The following is a 16,088-nucleotide window of genomic DNA, read 5'->3' on the forward strand; positions in this document are numbered from 1 at the left end:
AGCAGTTGCGGCGTATGGTGTTTCTAAGCGTGCATTAACGGCAATAAAGTTTACAGGCGGAAAAATTACAGTAAACGGTGTCGAACAAAATGTACGTTACCCTCTAAAAGTAGGGGATGAGGTTGTTATAACCTTTCCACCAGAGGAAAGAAGCGCAGGGCTCATACCAACCTATCAGCCATTACACATCGTCTATGAAGACGAGGCATTGTTGATTATTGATAAACCTGCTTACCAAAGCACGATACCTTCACGTGAGCACCCTACTAATAGTGTAGCTAATGATTTATGTGGTTATTTTGAGCAACAACAACTGCCATCAACAGCTCATATTGTTACGCGTTTAGACCGTGATACGTCGGGTTTAATGTGCATTGCTAAACATCGCCATGTCCATCATATAATGAGTGAGATGCAACAACGTGGTGAACTAAGCAGACAATACGAAGCTATCGTAGCAGGTCATGTGGCGAGCAACCAATCCATCATTGCGCCAATAGGCCGCAAAGAGGGAAGTATAATTGAGCGTACTGTGTGTGAACATGGGCAATATGCGCATACAGATGTTACAGTAGTAGAGTATGCTTTTTTACAGGAGTTGCCGATTACGCATGTGGCACTTCAATTATATACAGGGCGCACACATCAAATTCGGGTGCATATGGCTCATATTGGTCACCCACTTGTAGGTGACACTTTATACGGTGGCAGTACAAAATTACCGCGACAGGCATTGCACTGTGCTTGCATTCAATTTAAACATCCACTCACACAGCAGCCTATGCATTTTAAGAGCAAATTACCATCAGATATGGCAATAAGCTGATGTGATAAAAAAAGAGTTTGCCCAAATGACGAGAGACTACTATTATAAGTACAGTAGACAATGAGCTATTGGAAGGAGGAGACATGACGTGACAATGGAAAAAACAGAACACGAAGAGATTGCCTATGACGAAGGACATTTATTAGAAATGTTACAAGACGCGGACAGCGCAACATTTCGTGATGAATTTTTATCTTTGCACTCGTACGATCAGGCGCAGTTTTATGAAAAGGTGGGCCCTGATATACGTAAGCAGCTCTATGCGATTTTGTCTCCTAAAGAGATGGCAGATTTGTATGAGGGCTTAGAGGTAGACGATGATGAGTACGAAGCATTTTTACGTGAAATGGATACGGCATACGGAGCAGAGATGCTGTCGCAGATGTATACCGATGATGCTGTAGACGTACTTAATGAGTTAGACGATGACCATCGTGAAAGTTACCTCGAAATGATGGACGATGATGTTGTAGACGAAATTAATGAGCTACTTGGCTATGCAGAGGATACGGCTGGTTCTATTATGACAACGGAATATGTTGCAATCCCTGAGGCATCCACTGTAGCAACCGCCATGACTATTTTACGTAAAGAAGCACCGAATGCGGAAACCATTTATTATGTATTCGTCGTAGATGAGGCGCATCGTTTAACAGGCGTTGTTTCGTTACGTGATTTAATCATAGCTGACCCAGCAGCGCGCATTCACGATATTATGAACGAGCGTGTTGTGATGGTGCATGTAAAGGATGACCAAGAAGAAGTCGCACAAATTATGAAAGACTATAACTTTTTAGCGACACCTGTTATTGATGATGCAGGCGTGCTCCTTGGTATTATTACTGTCGATGATATTATTGATGTTATTGATGAAGAAGCCTCTGAGGATTACTCAAAACTAGCCGGTATCTCGGATATGGACAAGTTTGATATTAATCCATTTCAATCGGCAGCAAAGCGTTTGCCTTGGCTTGTAATCTTGCTGTTTTTAGGTATGCTTACAGCCAATTTAATGGGGCAGTTTGAGGCAACGCTCGAAAAAGTAGCATTGCTAGCAATATTTATCCCTCTAATTGCAGGGACAAGTGGTAACAGCGGTACACAAGCGTTAGCAGTAGCTATTCGTGGTATTGCAACAGGTGATCTTGAAGAAGAAAGTAAGCTCAAACTTTTAATACGTGAATTATTTACAGGTATGATTATGGGTGTAGTATGTGGTTTATTAATCATTGGTATTGTGTACTTTTGGAAGGGCGAGCTACTGTTAGGTATGTTAGTAGGCGCAGCGATTTGCTGTTCAATTATTGTGGCAACATTAGCAGGCTCATTTATTCCATTATTAATGCACCGTTTAAAAATTGACCCAGCAGTAGCATCAGGTCCATTTATTACGACATTAAACGATATTACGAGTATTTTAATTTACCTTGGCTTAGCAACGGTATTTTTAAGTCAAATTGGTTAACCTACTAGGGTTGTTTAGTAAGCATAGCTTATTAAACAGCCCTACTTTTATATAGGAGGGCATAATGAAGCTAACATTTAATAGTAAATTGGCTTTGGTAATGACAGTGTTTGTTGTTTTTGTAGGTACAATCCTTACCATTGTCGTTTATACCTTTATGAAGGATGTTGTAAAAAATCAGACGGGTGACAGAGCCTTAGCTGTTGCTGAGAGTGTAGCTCATATTCCATCAGTGCGCGCAGCATTTGATAGTGAAAATCCGACCGCAACTATTCAACCAATTGTGTCACCCATCATGGCGGCAACAGGAGCAGAGTTTATTGTAGTTGGTGATCGAGAAGGCATTCGAATTGCACATCCTATTGCTGAAAATATCGGTAAGCCTATGATGGGTGCGGATAATGACCGTGCTTTTTTAGGGGAGTCATATATTTCGGAGTCCGTGGGCTCCCTTGGCGAGTCATTGCGTGGTAAGGTGCCGATTAAAAATGAAGCGGGTGATATTGTAGGCGTAGTATCCGTTGGTTTTTTTATTAAAGACATTGAAACAATCACGCTTATTGCCACTAAAAAATTGGGCTATATGTTGCTGTTGATTACGCTTGTAGGTGTGGCGGGAGTATTTACAATTTCATATGTATTAAAACAACAATTACACGGGTTAGCGCCTGACGAAATGGCTAAGCAATTTATTGAGAAGGAAAATATTTTGCAGTCCACACAGGAAGGGGTAATTGCTACAAATAAAGACGGGCAGATTACACTTGCCAATTATCAAGCCGAAAAATTATTAGGTATTGATGCCACTTCCTTAGTTGGACAGCAAGTGGCACAAATTTTACCGCAAACGCATGTAGCAGAAGTTGTAGCTACTGCTCAAAAATTGCGAGACTACGAAGTTACTATTGCCGAGGATGTGCTGTTAATTAATGCGATACCTATGATGGAAGCGGGGAGGTTGCATGGTGTTGTAGCAACGTTTAGAAGCAAAAATGATATGGACTGGTTACAACAAGAGCTCACTAAAACACGTCAGTATGCCAACGCATTACGTTCACAAACGCATGAGTTTTCAAATAAGCTTCATGTGATTTATGGGCTACTGCAATTAAACGAGCGCGAAGAAGCAATGGCGATGATTAAAAGAGAGAGTGAGCTTTCAACTACGATTATTTATCGCTTGATTGATAATATTGTGGACACCTATGTCAGCGCGATGTTGATTGCTAAGCTTCACGTAGCACAAGAGAAGCATATTAGCGTTATTATAGACGATACAAGTGAGCTTTCAACGCCACTTAGTGTTGCGCAGCGTCATGCTTTACTAACCGCACTTGGTAATGTACTAGATAATGCTATGGAGGCTGTTAGTGAACAAGATGAGCCACGTATTTATTTATATTTTACTGATATAGGCAATGAAATGATTTTTGAAGTAGAAAATAGTGGTGTTATGGCGACACCAAGCAATAAAGAAGTAATTTTCACACGTGGCTACACAACAAAGTCAAAAGGAGAAACGCATGGCGTTGGACTTGCTGTATCACGTGAGCTATTACGTGGGGTAAAAGGGGATATTTATGTAGAAGATAGTCAAGAAGATACGTGCTTTATTATTACAGTACCAAAGGGGAGTTAGCCATGTATAATGTGGTAATTGTGGAGGATGATTTTTACGTAGCAAGCTTGCATAAAAAATATGTTGAGCAACATGCAGATTTTACTGTAGTGTATAGCGCGCGGACAGGAGCAGAGGTATTAGCATATTTAGCTACGCACCCCGCGCCTCATTTAATTTTATTAGACCGCTACATTCCAGATGTAATAGAACTAGATTTGTTATGGACGCTTCGTACAATGTATAGGTCAGTAGATATTATTATGATTACAGCCGCAAAGGATGGCGAAATGATTAGGCAAGTGCTACGAGCGGGTGTGCTAGATTATTTAATTAAGCCAGTAGAGTTAACGCGCTTTACAGCAAGTCTTGAGCGCTTTGCGGCACGTACACATCAGTTGCAACAAGGGCAAGTGGGGCAACAAATGATTGATGCCCTACTTGGTATTACGCATGAAGCAAAAGAGCAACAACAATATCCTAAAGGTATTGATGCTTCTACACTACATAAAGTTGAAGCTGCGTTACAGGAAGCAAAGCAGGGCCTCACAGCCGTTGCTTTAGCTGCAACACTCGGTATGAGCCGTTCAACTGCACGCCGTTATTTGGAGTATTTAGTTTCGGTTAATCGTTTAGTAGCAGAGTTACAATATGGGGATGTAGGCAGGCCAGAGCGCCATTATAAAAACGTATGAACAAAATGAACAAAATGCAACCTATTACCAAAATATTCACCAATAATTCTGACATATGGTAAATTGAAAACAGATTTTTAAAATGAAATCGTTTTCATACAAGGGGGAAAGCATATGTTAAGTATTATTGGTTTAATTGCTATTTTAACAATTATTATTTTATTAATTAGTAACCGTGTAACACCAATCGTTGCTTTAGTACTTGTACCAATCGTCGCTGCAGTTGTGGCAGGATTTGGTGCAGAAGAAATTGGTGAGTTTTTTAAAACAGGTTTAAGCTCAGTGATGAACGTAGTTGTTATGTTTATCTTTGCTATTTTGTATTTTGGGGTAATGCAAGATGTGGGGCTATTTAATCCGTTAATCAACTTTATGATTAAGATTTCTAGAGGTAATATTATTGCGGTAGCTGTAGCAACCGTTGTCATTGCGGCAGTAGCGCATTTAGATGGCTCAGGTGCTTCAACATTTTTAATTACAATTCCGGCTCTATTACCATTATATAAGCGCCTTCGTATGAGTCCATATTTACTATTGTTACTAGTAGGTATGAGTGCGAGTATTATGAATATGGTGCCATGGGCAGGGCCATTAGGCCGCGCAGGCAGTGTCATTGATATGGATCCAACAGCTTTATGGCGCCCATTAATTCCCGTACAATTAACAGGTCTTGCCATGCTAATAGTATTAGCTGTTTTATTAGCACTGCGCGAAAAACGTCGTATTGCTAAGTTACCACCATTAGCTGAAGCGCCAGTAGAAGTAGAGGAGGCTAATGAGCAACTAGCTAGTGAGTTAGCACGCCCTAAATTATTATGGGTAAATGCACTGTTAACAGTTGGGATAATTGCTATGCTTGTAAAAGGTATTGTACCTGCTGGTTTTGTATTTATGGTCGGCTTAAGTATTGCCTTACCGCTTAACTTCCGCGGTGTAGATAATCAAATGGCACGTGTTAAGGCACATGCGCCAAGTGCGTTAATGATGGCTTCGATTATTTTAGCGGCAGGTTCTTTCTTAGGTATTTTAAATGGTACAGGTATGCTTGATGCATTAGCGACAGATCTTGTGCAAATTTTACCTGTTGCTGTTGTGCCATTTTTACACATTATTATTGGTATCTTTGGTGTACCGTTTGATTTAGCGCTTAGCACAGATGCTTATTACTTTGCGTTACTACCGATTGTTGAGCAAATTGTTACAGGCTTTGGCGTGTCTTCTGTATCAGCCGTAAATGCTTTAGTTATTGGTAATATTATTGGTACATTTGTCAGCCCTTTCTCGCCAGCACTATGGTTAGCGCTAGGATTAGCGGGTTTAGAGATGGGTAAGCATATTCGTTATTCGTTCTTTATTATGTGGATGTTTAGTATTGCACTTGTATTATTTGCTGTACTAATTGGTGTTATTGGTATGTAAAATAAAAAGGAAACGCAGCTGCGTTTCCTTTTTTAGATCGTTTTTTCCATTGAACGATGAGGGATACCCGCATCTAAAAATTCGACAGAAGTAACGACGAACCCTAATTTTTCGTAGAAGGGAATAGCGTAAGTTTGTGCATTCAGCTTCATTGCAGTGAATGGTAGCGTATGCACATGCTTTTCGATTTCCTGCATAATAAGCAAACCAAGGTTTTTACCACGGTAGTCGCGTTCAATACAAACGCGTTCAATTTTGGCAACGCCTGGCTCACTTTCACGTATGCGTGCTGCGCCGACAACTGTGTCGTTTTCGTATAAAACGAAGTGCACCACATCATCACTCGTGTCGAAGTCGTCAATCTCTAGATGTAATGGAACATTTTGCTCTTCAACAAAGACTTTTTTGCGTACAGCAAAGGCGTCTTTTTTTTGTTGCTCGGTACGAGCGATAATTACGTTGTACACATTATTCCTCTCCCGTCAGTCGAAATGTATCGTAAGTTGACCAAGAACCGTTTTCTAGTTGGTACATCAGGTGAATGCGATCAATCGCTTCCTTAGCATCAACGCCCACCATGCGGAGCTGACCAATAATATCATCATGCTCAGCATCTGATAAATCTTGTCCGATAGTAATGTGTGGTGTGAAAACATGCTTTTGTTTGTGCTGTAGCGTATCTACTAATGCATTATGAATCGCATTAATTTGTTCAGTTGGCTCAATGCGGAAATAAATCGCATTGGTTACTGGTGAAAATGTACTAATGCGCGTTGCATGCATATCAATTGGTGCAAAACGTTTAGCAATTTCGCTGACCTTGTCAACGATTGTATCTAGCTCAGTTTCTTCTGCCGTAAATGAATCAATGAATGTAAAATGCGGCGGAATTTGTGAGTAATGTGTATCATAGCGCTTGCGATAGTGATTAGCTAAATCTTGAATTTTTTTGGATGGAAAAGCGACAATACCGTATTTCAATATTCGTTACCTCCCGATAAAAGCGTATTTTTGTCTAGTATAACAGAAAGATTCGTTAATTAAAATTTTTAATCAGCGCACGACGTAAGTCAGGCTTCCAGTATTTCCATGTATGAATGCCGTTAAACTCCTCGTAAAATAGCGGATAGCCACGCTCTACCATTAGCGCGTGTAGCTCGCGGTTAGGTGTAAGGAAGTCCTCATACGTGCCAGCTGTTGTTTTAACACGGTCTTCGCCTGTGCCAATGATATGATAAATCGAGATTTGCGTGGGTGTAGTAAACTCACGTACAGCCTGCATAACATCCTCATCCACATAAGGGGATTGTAAAATAGCTTTACCAAAAATATTAGGATACGTTAGTGCAGCCATTAAGGAAATCGTCGCCGCCATTGAGTCACCGATTAAGGCGCGCCCCATTGCTAGCTCATTAGTCGCATAATTACTATCCATATAAGGCACTAGCTCATCGGCTAAAAATTTTAAATAGCTGCGGTATTTACTGCCGCTTGGAATATATTTATCTTTGCGGTCGTGCACATCGCGGTAGGGTACGAAAACAATAATAACGTCTTCAATCTCCATATTATCAATTAATTCGTCGGCTAAGCGTGTTATGCCACCAAGTTGAAAATAATCGTTGCCATCAGAGGCAATTAATAATTGGTACGCTGTTAATGGGGTGTAGTTAGCTGGCACATAAACATAGAGCTGAAGCTCCTCTTGTAGGGCGTCACTAAAAAATACAACATCTTGAATTGAACCTTTGTCCACATCTGCCACTCCTCACATAAGTTGTATCGAAATTGTACCATATTAAAAAACTAAAGGTATAATAGAGGAGTTGTACGAAAATAAATTGAGAAAAGAGGTCAAATTATGCATGACAAAAGTATCCGTGTACACTCAGAGGAGGTAACACGCGCAACGAAGGAAGCGTTAATTCGTCGAGGTGTAATGATTGAAGATATCGCAGACATTGTGTATGAAATGCAAAGCCCTTATAACGAAGGCTTAACAATGCAACACTGCATCAGCTCAGTGGATCGTGTATTAAATAAACGTGAGGTGCAGCATGCTGTGCTTGTGGGTATTGAACTAGATGAATTAGCAGAAAAGAAAATGCTGTCAGCACCCCTACAACAAATTATTGAATCAGACGAAGGCTTATTTGGTGTGGATGAAACTATCGCACTTGGCTCGGTATTTACATATGGTAGTATCGCAGTAACGACATACGGGCATTTGGATAAGCAAAAGGTAGGGATTATTAAAGAGTTAGATACAGTACCTGGCGACCATGTGCATACATTTTTAGATGACTTAGTTGGCAGTATTGCTGCTTGCGCTGCATCACGTATTGCGCATCGCTGGCGTGACCTTGAGGAGATGGGGCAAACATTTGCGTCCGTTGATCCTACAGGCTTTGGTAAGAAGGTTAAAAAACTAGCAGAAATTTAAATGATATCGACAAAGTCTTTAGCGGCTTTGTCGATATTTTTCTTGTATAATGGAAAACGAAAAAAGAAAGGTGAGGAAATTAATATGAAAATGAAGGACGTTAAGTCATTAATTTCAGGCGGTGCTATTTTAATTGGTATTGTACTGTACATGATTTTTGCGGATCCACCGCCTGATAAAGATGCACTGCCGGACCATATTACGATTGAACAAGTTGAGCAAGCGACGGGTAAGGAGCGTATCGAAGTTGATTTTATTCAAGCGTATGATGGCGACACAGCCCAAATCAAAGTGGATGGCAAAAAAGAAAAGGTGCGTTTTTTAATGGTAGATACACCTGAAATGAATTACCAAAAAGGCGATCCAATGCCACTAGCAGAGGACGGCAAGTATTTTACAAAGAAATTATTAATGGAAGCACGTCATGTTTATGTAGTGTTTGATGAAGGCAAAGAAACGGATCACTATGATCGTTGGTTAGCTTATATTTTTGCAGATGATAAACTTGTGCAAGAAGAGCTATTAAAAGAAGGCTTAGCAGCAGTGCGTTTTGTAAATCCAGGTAATGATACATTTGAAAGCGAATTTAAAGCTATTGAACAAAAAGCACAAGACGCTAATAAAGGCGTTTGGAAATATGATAACTATTTACAACGTGACGGCTTTCACCCAGAAGTGGTGCAATAAAAAAGTATGCGGCTCTTGGAGCGGCATACTTTTTTTGTTGAAAAGTGTTTTGAATTCGAGATAAGTGGTAATATATATAATAACCACACATTAGGAGGAATTAGCATGGCAACTTATAACGTAGATACAAATCACTCAAGTATTGAATTCGTAGTAAAGCATATGATGGTGAGTAAAGTAAAAGGCTTTTTTGAATCCTATGATGCACGTATTGAGGCAACAAACTTAGAAGATTTAACAACTGCAGCAGTGACATTTAATATTAATGTAGACAGTATTAACACTCGTAACACTGACCGCGACAACCATTTGCGTTCTGCAGACTTCTTCGATGTTGAAAAACATCCAACGATTGAATTTACTTCAACAGATATTACACGCGATGGTGATGATTATAAGCTAACAGGCGACATGACGATTCGTGGTATTACAAAACCTGTTACCTTTGAGGTAGAGTACAATGGTAAAGGCAAAACACCAGACGGCGTAGAAGTGTACGGCTTTGAAGCAGAGGCTAAGCTTAACCGTGAAGACTTTGGCTTAACATGGAACGCAGCACTTGAAACAGGTGGCGTGCTTGTCGGTAAGGACATTAAAATCCGCGTACAATTAGAAGTAAATCCAGCCTAAGAGTAAGGGTGTTTCGCTTTAGCGAAATGCCCTTTTTTGCGTTGCAAAGGCAAAATGTAAATGCTATGGTAAACGCAGAGGTGAAGCGTATGAAAAATTATGATTTAGCGATTATTGGTGCAGGACCTGGTGGCTATATTGCAGCTATCCATGCAGCTAAAAATGGTATGAAGGTAGCGCTAGTTGAGCGCAAAAAAGTGGGCGGTGCTTGTTATAATGTTGGCTGTATTCCGTCGAAAATTATGTTAGAGCACAGTAAACTCGTTCAATCTATTGAACGTGGGCGCACATGGGGTATTAACACACCAAAGACGGAGATTGATTTTCCTAAATTAATGCGTCGTAAGGATACAATTGTTAATGAGTTAATTGACAATATCCAGCACTACATCGAAAAAAACCAAGTGTTCTTTTATGCGGGTGAGGCAAGTGTTGCGGATGATTTAACGATAACAGTTGGTGAGGAGCGCTTTACTGCAACAGATATTATGCTAGCTACAGGCAGTAAGCCGTTTGTGCCACCATTTGAAGGGCTAGAAACAACGAGCTATTATACAACGGACACATTTTTTGATATGACGGAGTTGCCAAAAGAACTTACGATTATTGGTGGCGGAGTTATTGCGATTGAAATGGCCTTTGCATTAGCACCTTTAGGTACAAAAGTAACTGTGCTTAACCATAGTGAGGATATTTTACAAACAGAGGAGCCTGATGCGCGCCCAATTATTAAAAAGCGCATGGAGGAGTTAGGCATTAATCTTGTGCTTGATTTTAAATTTGAGCGCTTTGAGGGTAATGTTATTCATACATCTATTGGCGAAATGCCATTTGAAAATTTATTATTTGCTACAGGTCGTCGTCCTAATGTCGAAATCGCTGAGGCACTTGGCTTGGCGTTTGATGGACGCTTAATTGATGTTAATTTACACTGCGCAACATCTAAGCCGCATGTTTATGCGATTGGTGATTTAATTGGTGGCGTACAGTTGGCTCACTCAGCAAGCGCTGAGGGCATCCATGTGGTGGAGCATTTACTAGGACGTAATCCTAAACCTGTACAACAAGACGAAATCCCACGCTGTGTATATACACACCCTGAGATTGCCACATTTGGTTTGCTAGCACATGAGGTTAAAGAGCCTTATACGATGATTGAGTTGCCTTTACGTACAAACTCTAAAGCATTGATGGAAGGTAATACGGAAGGCTTTGTTAAATTAATCGTAGCAGATAATGACCGTCGCATTTTAGGCGCTTGTGTCATGGGCGATAAATCTACAGAGCTACTTAACTCCATCCTAGCTGCTAAAACAGCAGGTGCAGATATTGATATGGTAGCAAATATGATTTACCCACACCCAACGATGTCTGAGCATATTGGTGAAGCTGCGCGTGAAGTGTTTGGACGCGGCATTCATATTTAAAGCAAAACCACGAGCAAAATCGCTCGTGGTTTTTATTTATTCGATGATTAGGCTGCGCTTGTGGTCGTTAGGGCGCCATTCTAGTTCAATCTCAAATTTGTATTTGCCGTTTCTTTCTTGGTATTCGACTTCTAGTAACGGTGATGCTGAGGGTTCGACCTCATGCGTTTGCTCACCTTGGGTTAAGGTAAATTTACCTTCTTGCTCAAGTTTGTCTGCAATGGTGCGTAAAAAGGTTGCTACCTCTTGCTTAGACATGCGTTGTTTGTAGTCAATCATGATGTTCGCTCGTGTGCTCTTTTTTGTTGTCATCACTATCACTCCTATCATGGTATTGCCTAAATTATATAATACTTAGCGTAGCATTTCCATAATACAATAATGGTGATAAAGACCGATATAAAGAGGAGGAGGGGATTAGATGTCTATTTTAGATAACTTACAACGTATTAAGGATCAATTATTTAACCGCAAGCATCCATTTGCAGAGGAGAGCATTCGCTTTAAAAAAACATATGTGACAGGGTACACGATGCTACTATGCGTTGATGGCTACCCGAGCGAAATGGCCAAGGACGAGCTACATAAAACATTACAGCTATTTGATATTCCTGTAGACTTTGCTAAGCTAGCCATTCAACAAGCGATGGCGGCTGAGGAAGCTTTAGTGCATAATATTTTGCAAATTTTGCGAGTGCCCGTACATAAATTAGTATTTATGCTGGATTTATACGAATCCGCACAGCGTGATAATAAAATTACTGACAAGGAGCAAGCTTTCCTTGTATTATTTGAAGAATTATTGCAGCTAACGTATGCCGAAATTCATTTCGTACGTAACTTCCGTATGGCCATGCTAAGAGATGATCATGATGTTGCAGGTAAGGTAGTACAAGCGGCACTTGAGCAAGAGGTTGAAGTACCATTAAATGAACTGAGCTATTTTTTACCAGGTTTTGTGTATGAGGAGCGCTTAACTACAATGTCGCTCTTTACAGGGCAAAAGCGTAAGCTAACTTATGCTACACAATTGCAAGGTGAGATTACAGTGGGGCAAGGCGCAGAGCTTGATTTAAATGGTATGACTGTAACTTTTGGCAACAATGCTTCTATTATTGTAGATGGTGGCGTATTGAAAGCGGACGGCGCAACTTTACAAGCGTCAATGGATGCTAATCAAACTATGCTCTCAATACGCAATGTTACACAGTTAACTCTAATGGATGTAACGTTTAATGGCGCAAATAATGTGCGCGCATTACAAATGGATAATGCGCAAGTAACACTAGAGGGCTGTACATTTGAAAAGTGCTTTGCAGAGGAGCGCGGAGGAGCGATTTATTTTGCCAATAGCGAACAATTTGCATTGCGTGATTGTACGTTTGAGCAATGCTCAACTTTAGGTAAGGGCGGTGTACTTTATATTGCAGGTACAGAGGCTACGCATATGAGGTCACGCACCTTCTTTGGTTTCCGCACGGGTGGCAAGGTCAAGCGTGTTAATTTATTAATTGATAACTGTACGTTTATAACGAGCCGTGCAGAGATGAGTGGCGCATTGCATATGTATGAAGCAACAGCACAAGTGCGCAACTCTAGCTTTACAGCCTGTACTTCACGTACAGGAGGTGCAGCCATTGATGCGTACGCATGTAGCGTTAAGGGCGAAAATAATACGTTCATACAGTGTCAAGCAGGGCTTAACGAGGCAGTTGTAGTTGTAAAAGGTGATACAATTGAAGCGCCAGCCGCATTTGGAACTTTTGAGGAGTGCGAGCCGCAAAATTTATTACAAAAGTGAGGATGATGATTATGCAACAACTCATTACTGAGCATATTACCGAACAGCGTCGTTATTATTTAAGTGGCGCAACGCGTGATAGTGATTTTCGTAAGCAACAATTACTCAAATTGAAGGCCACGATTTTAAAGTATGAGCAAGCGATTACGTCAGCCCTTTATGAAGATTTACACAAGAGTGAGTTTGAGGCCTATGCCACAGAAATTGGGCTAGTGCTAGAGAGCATTAATTATATGGTAGCCAATGTGGACGAGTGGATGACGCCAGAGACAGTAAAAACAGCACTACCTTATCAACCAGGTAAAAGTTTTATTATGCGTGAGCCTTACGGGGTAACTTTAATTATCGCGCCTTTTAATTATCCTTTCCAATTAGTGATGGAGCCGTTGATTGGTGCAATTGTTGGTGGTAACACAGCCGTCGTAAAGCCATCCGAAATGACTGCTGCAACAACTAAGGTAGTTAAACAAATTATTAAAGAAACTTTTGAGCCGCATTATATTGCTGTAGTAGAAGGTGAGAAGGATGTTGTACAGGCATTAGTTCATGCGCCCTTTGATTATATTTTCTTTACGGGTAGTGTGGCAGTAGGTAAAGTAGTAGCTCGTGCCGCTGCTGAACGATTAACGCCGATTGGTTTAGAACTAGGTGGTAAATCGCCTGCAATTGTTGACCATACAGCTAACCTTACGATTGCTGCAAAGCGTATCGCTTGGGGTAAGTTTACTAACGCGGGTCAAACGTGTGTTGCGCCTGATTATGTGATGGTACATCGCAACGTTGCTGAGCGTTTTGTAAAGGAATTAAAAAAGGCAATCCGCACATTTTATGGTAAGGATGCGAAGCAGAGCGAGGATTATGGCCGTATTGTTAATGACCGTCATTTTACGCGCTTAATGAAATTAGTTGGTGCGGAGCATGCAAGCATTTGTTATGGGGGGATGCATGATGCAGCTACGCGTTATATTGAGCCAACCCTTTTATACGATGTGGATTTTTCGCATGCGAGTATGCAAGACGAAATCTTTGGCCCAATCTTACCGATTATTATTTATGATGACCTAGGCTTTGCCCTTGCAGAAATCGCGACGAAGCCAAAGCCACTTGCGGCCTATTTCTTTTCAGAGCATAAGGGTGCACAGGACTACTTTTTAGCGGCGCTTAGCTTTGGTGGTGGCTGCATTAACGATACTATTACTCATGTGGGCAGCACGTCGTTACCATTTGGTGGCGTTGGTACTTCAGGGGTAGGTGCGTATCATGGTAAGGCTAGCTTTGAAAGTTTTACACATGCTAAATCCATTTACCAGAAATCAACTAAGCTCGAAACAAATTTATTATTTCCACCGTATAATGACCGTGTGAAGCTCGTGAAAAAGATTATGAAATAAAAAATGAAGTGCTCCTAATAGGGGCGCTTCATTTTTTTATTTACAGGGAAAGGCGATAGTAACGGTAGTACCAACGTTAGCTTCACTATCAATTGTAATCGTGCCGCCGTGTTCTTGTACAATTTTATTTGTAATAATCATACCGAGCCCTGTACCAGTTTGTTTAGTTGTATAAAAGGGGCTGAAAATATGCTGTAGTGTTTCTTTATCCATGCCAATGCCTGTATCAGCAATAGAAATGGCAATCATATTTTTTTGTTCAAAGAAGCGGATGTATACTTCTCTTTGTGGCATATCTTGCAATGCTTCAATCGCATTTTTAATAAGATTAAGCAATACTTGTTTTATTTGGTTTTCACTGCCGCTGATTTGTTTTTGGTGAGCCTCCCAGCTAATACTAAAGTCAATTTTATGCTTATCAAAAGAATGCGTTAAAAATTCCTCAGTTTCGCGGAGCACATCATCTAAATAAAAGTTTTCGGGTACACGTGCCTGCGGCTTTGATAAAATTAAAAACTCTTCTACGATTAAATCAATACGCTCAATCTCCTTTTGCATAATAGAAAATTGGTCATAGTAGGGTGAGTTAGTATCACTGCTCATCATTTGTACGAAACCTGATAATACGGTCATAGGATTACGGATTTCATGCGCTAGCCCTGCAGCTAATTCGCCTGCAAGATTTAGTTTTTCAGTTTCGCGGAGCAGGCGCTCATTTTCTTTTAAGTACGAGATGTCACGCGAGATTAAAGACGTTGCAGTAACTTCGCCTTGCTCATTTAAAATTGGGGATAGTGAAATTTGCGCTTCAAAATATGAGCCGTCTTTTCGTTGGTCATATGTCTCAATGAGTTGATAGCTTTCGCCGCGCATTAACCCTTGCCTGCGTAGCTCAGCTGCAAATGTATTCTCCTTTGGTACAAGCGGTAGCTTTTTGCCGATGCACTCTTTGCGTGTCCAGCCATATAAATCTTCAAAAGCGCGGTTAACTTGGATGATGCGCCCTTCTAAATCAAACACAGCAATACTGTCTTTTGCGGAGTTGAAAAATAAATGCAAGTAAGCGTCTGACCATGCCATTTGTTTTTCTTTAGAGTCATGTAACACTTCCATCGAACGCCATGAGCGTTTTAATAAATAAAATTGTAGCCACGCGAGTAGCGTCATTAAAGCAAGTGTAAATAATAAATAATACGCAGAAGTGATATCAATCGACACTTTTTGCGGTAAAATTTTTAATAAAATCACGCTTTCGATGATGGCTACTACAGAGATGGTAATGTTAATAGCGAGTGACTCGTAAACAGAAGCCATTAAAATAAATAAAACAAACCATGTAATGCCAATATAGTGGCAGTGTAAATAGTTAAAAATTAAAATAGAAATATTACTACCAATTAATAAAATCCACTGCATAATTTGCGGCGGAATTTTTGTAAGACGTAGCCCTAAAAATAGTAAGCAAAATGACAGACCGACATAGGGTAAATGTGTGAAAAACGGAAAAATCGTTGTGAGTACAGCGAGTGAATAAACAACAGTGCCAACGATATATAAAAAGAGAAAAAGCTTGTTACGATTATTTAAAAAAGTAAATTGTTCCATCACTAACTCCTTTTGTATGATGATATCCATCATACATGATTCAACAGTATCAAGAAATCAAAAATTTTGTTATGATTATAA

Annotated in this window: 16 protein-coding genes; 11 read left to right on the top strand and 5 right to left on the bottom strand. The window is 40.3% G+C overall.

What is annotated here, in order from left to right; all coding sequences use genetic code 11:
* The 5 genes from CH76_RS04345 to CH76_RS04365 form a co-directional block, all read left to right on the top strand.
* Positions 1-826: RluA family pseudouridine synthase (locus CH76_RS04345; protein ID WP_036143504.1), on the top strand; the 826-nt coding region annotated here is incomplete at its 5' end.
* 94 nt (positions 827-920) lie between these two features.
* Entirely contained in the window at positions 921-2,291 is a 1,371-nt protein-coding gene (gene mgtE / locus CH76_RS04350) for a magnesium transporter (RefSeq protein WP_036143628.1), read from the top strand.
* A 64-nt stretch (positions 2,292-2,355) separates the two neighbouring features.
* Positions 2,356-3,930: a sensor histidine kinase gene (locus CH76_RS04355; RefSeq protein WP_036143506.1), complete on the top strand. Its 1,575-nt coding sequence runs from the start codon at positions 2,356-2,358 to the stop codon at positions 3,928-3,930.
* Between the two features lie 2 nt (positions 3,931-3,932).
* Positions 3,933-4,604 (top strand): response regulator, encoded by a 672-nt coding sequence (locus CH76_RS04360; RefSeq protein ID WP_036143511.1) that lies wholly within the window; start codon positions 3,933-3,935, stop codon positions 4,602-4,604.
* A gap of 114 nt (positions 4,605-4,718) precedes the next feature.
* A complete protein-coding gene (locus CH76_RS04365; RefSeq protein WP_036143515.1) occupies positions 4,719-6,023 on the top strand; it encodes a CitMHS family transporter in 1,305 nt (434 codons plus the stop codon).
* Positions 6,024-6,055: 32 nt separating this feature from the next.
* Here the strand turns inward: CH76_RS04365 and CH76_RS04370 are convergent, their stop codons facing one another.
* From CH76_RS04370 to CH76_RS04380, 3 genes are read right to left on the bottom strand one after another with little or no spacing between them, the layout of a single operon-like run.
* Positions 6,056-6,490, bottom strand: a complete 435-nt coding sequence (locus tag CH76_RS04370) for a GNAT family N-acetyltransferase (RefSeq protein ID WP_036143518.1) — start codon at positions 6,488-6,490, stop codon at positions 6,056-6,058.
* Between the two features lies 1 nt (position 6,491).
* Positions 6,492-7,004, bottom strand: coding sequence for a 2'-5' RNA ligase family protein (locus CH76_RS04375; RefSeq protein WP_036143521.1), 513 nt, complete (start codon positions 7,002-7,004; stop codon positions 6,492-6,494).
* A gap of 55 nt (positions 7,005-7,059) precedes the next feature.
* Positions 7,060-7,779 carry an esterase family protein gene (locus tag CH76_RS04380; protein WP_036143524.1) on the bottom strand — a complete coding sequence of 240 codons (720 nt, stop codon included), beginning with the start codon at positions 7,777-7,779 and terminating at the stop codon, positions 7,060-7,062.
* A gap of 105 nt (positions 7,780-7,884) precedes the next feature.
* Between CH76_RS04380 and CH76_RS04385 the strand changes: the two genes are divergently transcribed.
* The 4 genes from CH76_RS04385 (at position 7,885) to lpdA (ending at position 11,210) form a co-directional block, all read left to right on the top strand.
* Positions 7,885-8,466, top strand: coding sequence for a phosphatidylglycerophosphatase A (locus CH76_RS04385; protein ID WP_036143527.1), 582 nt, complete (start codon positions 7,885-7,887; stop codon positions 8,464-8,466).
* A gap of 84 nt (positions 8,467-8,550) precedes the next feature.
* A complete protein-coding gene (locus tag CH76_RS04390) occupies positions 8,551-9,153 on the top strand; it encodes a thermonuclease family protein (RefSeq protein ID WP_036143530.1) in 603 nt (200 codons plus the stop codon).
* A 105-nt stretch (positions 9,154-9,258) separates the two neighbouring features.
* The gene (locus CH76_RS04395) at positions 9,259-9,783 is read left to right on the top strand and encodes a YceI family protein (RefSeq protein ID WP_036143533.1); all 525 of its coding nucleotides are present in this window, start codon (positions 9,259-9,261) and stop codon (positions 9,781-9,783) included.
* An 89-nt stretch (positions 9,784-9,872) separates the two neighbouring features.
* A complete protein-coding gene (gene lpdA / locus CH76_RS04400) occupies positions 9,873-11,210 on the top strand; it encodes a dihydrolipoyl dehydrogenase (RefSeq protein WP_036143631.1) in 1,338 nt (445 codons plus the stop codon).
* A gap of 36 nt (positions 11,211-11,246) precedes the next feature.
* Here lpdA and CH76_RS04405 read toward each other — a convergent pair whose 3' ends face one another.
* Complete coding sequence (locus tag CH76_RS04405) at positions 11,247-11,522, bottom strand: amphi-Trp domain-containing protein (protein ID WP_036143536.1); 276 nt, start codon at positions 11,520-11,522, stop codon at positions 11,247-11,249.
* A 109-nt stretch (positions 11,523-11,631) separates the two neighbouring features.
* Here CH76_RS04405 and CH76_RS04410 point away from each other — a divergent pair, with 109 nt between their 5' ends.
* Both CH76_RS04410 and CH76_RS04415 read left to right on the top strand, forming a co-directional pair.
* On the top strand, positions 11,632-13,011 hold the full coding sequence (locus tag CH76_RS04410; RefSeq protein WP_036143539.1) for a right-handed parallel beta-helix repeat-containing protein: 1,380 nt from the start codon (positions 11,632-11,634) through the stop codon (positions 13,009-13,011).
* A 2-nt stretch (positions 13,012-13,013) separates the two neighbouring features.
* A complete protein-coding gene (locus tag CH76_RS04415; protein ID WP_051910234.1) occupies positions 13,014-14,402 on the top strand; it encodes an aldehyde dehydrogenase in 1,389 nt (462 codons plus the stop codon).
* Positions 14,403-14,438: 36 nt separating this feature from the next.
* Here the strand turns inward: CH76_RS04415 and CH76_RS04420 are convergent, their stop codons facing one another.
* Positions 14,439-16,007: a nitrogen regulation protein NR(II) gene (locus CH76_RS04420; RefSeq protein ID WP_036143542.1), complete on the bottom strand. Its 1,569-nt coding sequence runs from the start codon at positions 16,005-16,007 to the stop codon at positions 14,439-14,441.
* Between the last annotated feature and the right edge of the window lie 81 nt (positions 16,008-16,088).

Source organism: Lysinibacillus sp. BF-4 (genome assembly GCF_000743635.1).
Classification (GTDB): domain Bacteria; phylum Bacillota; class Bacilli; order Bacillales_A; family Planococcaceae; genus Metalysinibacillus; species Metalysinibacillus saudimassiliensis.

Bases quoted from the DNA above. Each gene is read 5' to 3' on its own strand.
- mgtE (WP_036143628.1), top strand. From the start codon at position 921: ATGGAAAAAACAGAACACGAAGAGATTGCCTATGACGAAGGACATTTA.
- CH76_RS04355 (WP_036143506.1), top strand. From the start codon at position 2,356: ATGAAGCTAACATTTAATAGTAAATTGGCTTTGGTAATGACAGTGTTT.
- CH76_RS04360 (WP_036143511.1), top strand. From the start codon at position 3,933: ATGTATAATGTGGTAATTGTGGAGGATGATTTTTACGTAGCAAGCTTG.
- CH76_RS04365 (WP_036143515.1), top strand. From the start codon at position 4,719: ATGTTAAGTATTATTGGTTTAATTGCTATTTTAACAATTATTATTTTA.
- CH76_RS04385 (WP_036143527.1), top strand. From the start codon at position 7,885: ATGCATGACAAAAGTATCCGTGTACACTCAGAGGAGGTAACACGCGCA.
- CH76_RS04390 (WP_036143530.1), top strand. From the start codon at position 8,551: ATGAAAATGAAGGACGTTAAGTCATTAATTTCAGGCGGTGCTATTTTA.
- CH76_RS04395 (WP_036143533.1), top strand. From the start codon at position 9,259: ATGGCAACTTATAACGTAGATACAAATCACTCAAGTATTGAATTCGTA.
- lpdA (WP_036143631.1), top strand. From the start codon at position 9,873: ATGAAAAATTATGATTTAGCGATTATTGGTGCAGGACCTGGTGGCTAT.
- CH76_RS04405 (WP_036143536.1), bottom strand. From the start codon at position 11,522: ATGACAACAAAAAAGAGCACACGAGCGAACATCATGATTGACTACAAA.
- CH76_RS04410 (WP_036143539.1), top strand. From the start codon at position 11,632: ATGTCTATTTTAGATAACTTACAACGTATTAAGGATCAATTATTTAAC.
- CH76_RS04415 (WP_051910234.1), top strand. From the start codon at position 13,014: ATGATGATTATGCAACAACTCATTACTGAGCATATTACCGAACAGCGT.
- CH76_RS04420 (WP_036143542.1), bottom strand. From the start codon at position 16,007: ATGGAACAATTTACTTTTTTAAATAATCGTAACAAGCTTTTTCTCTTT.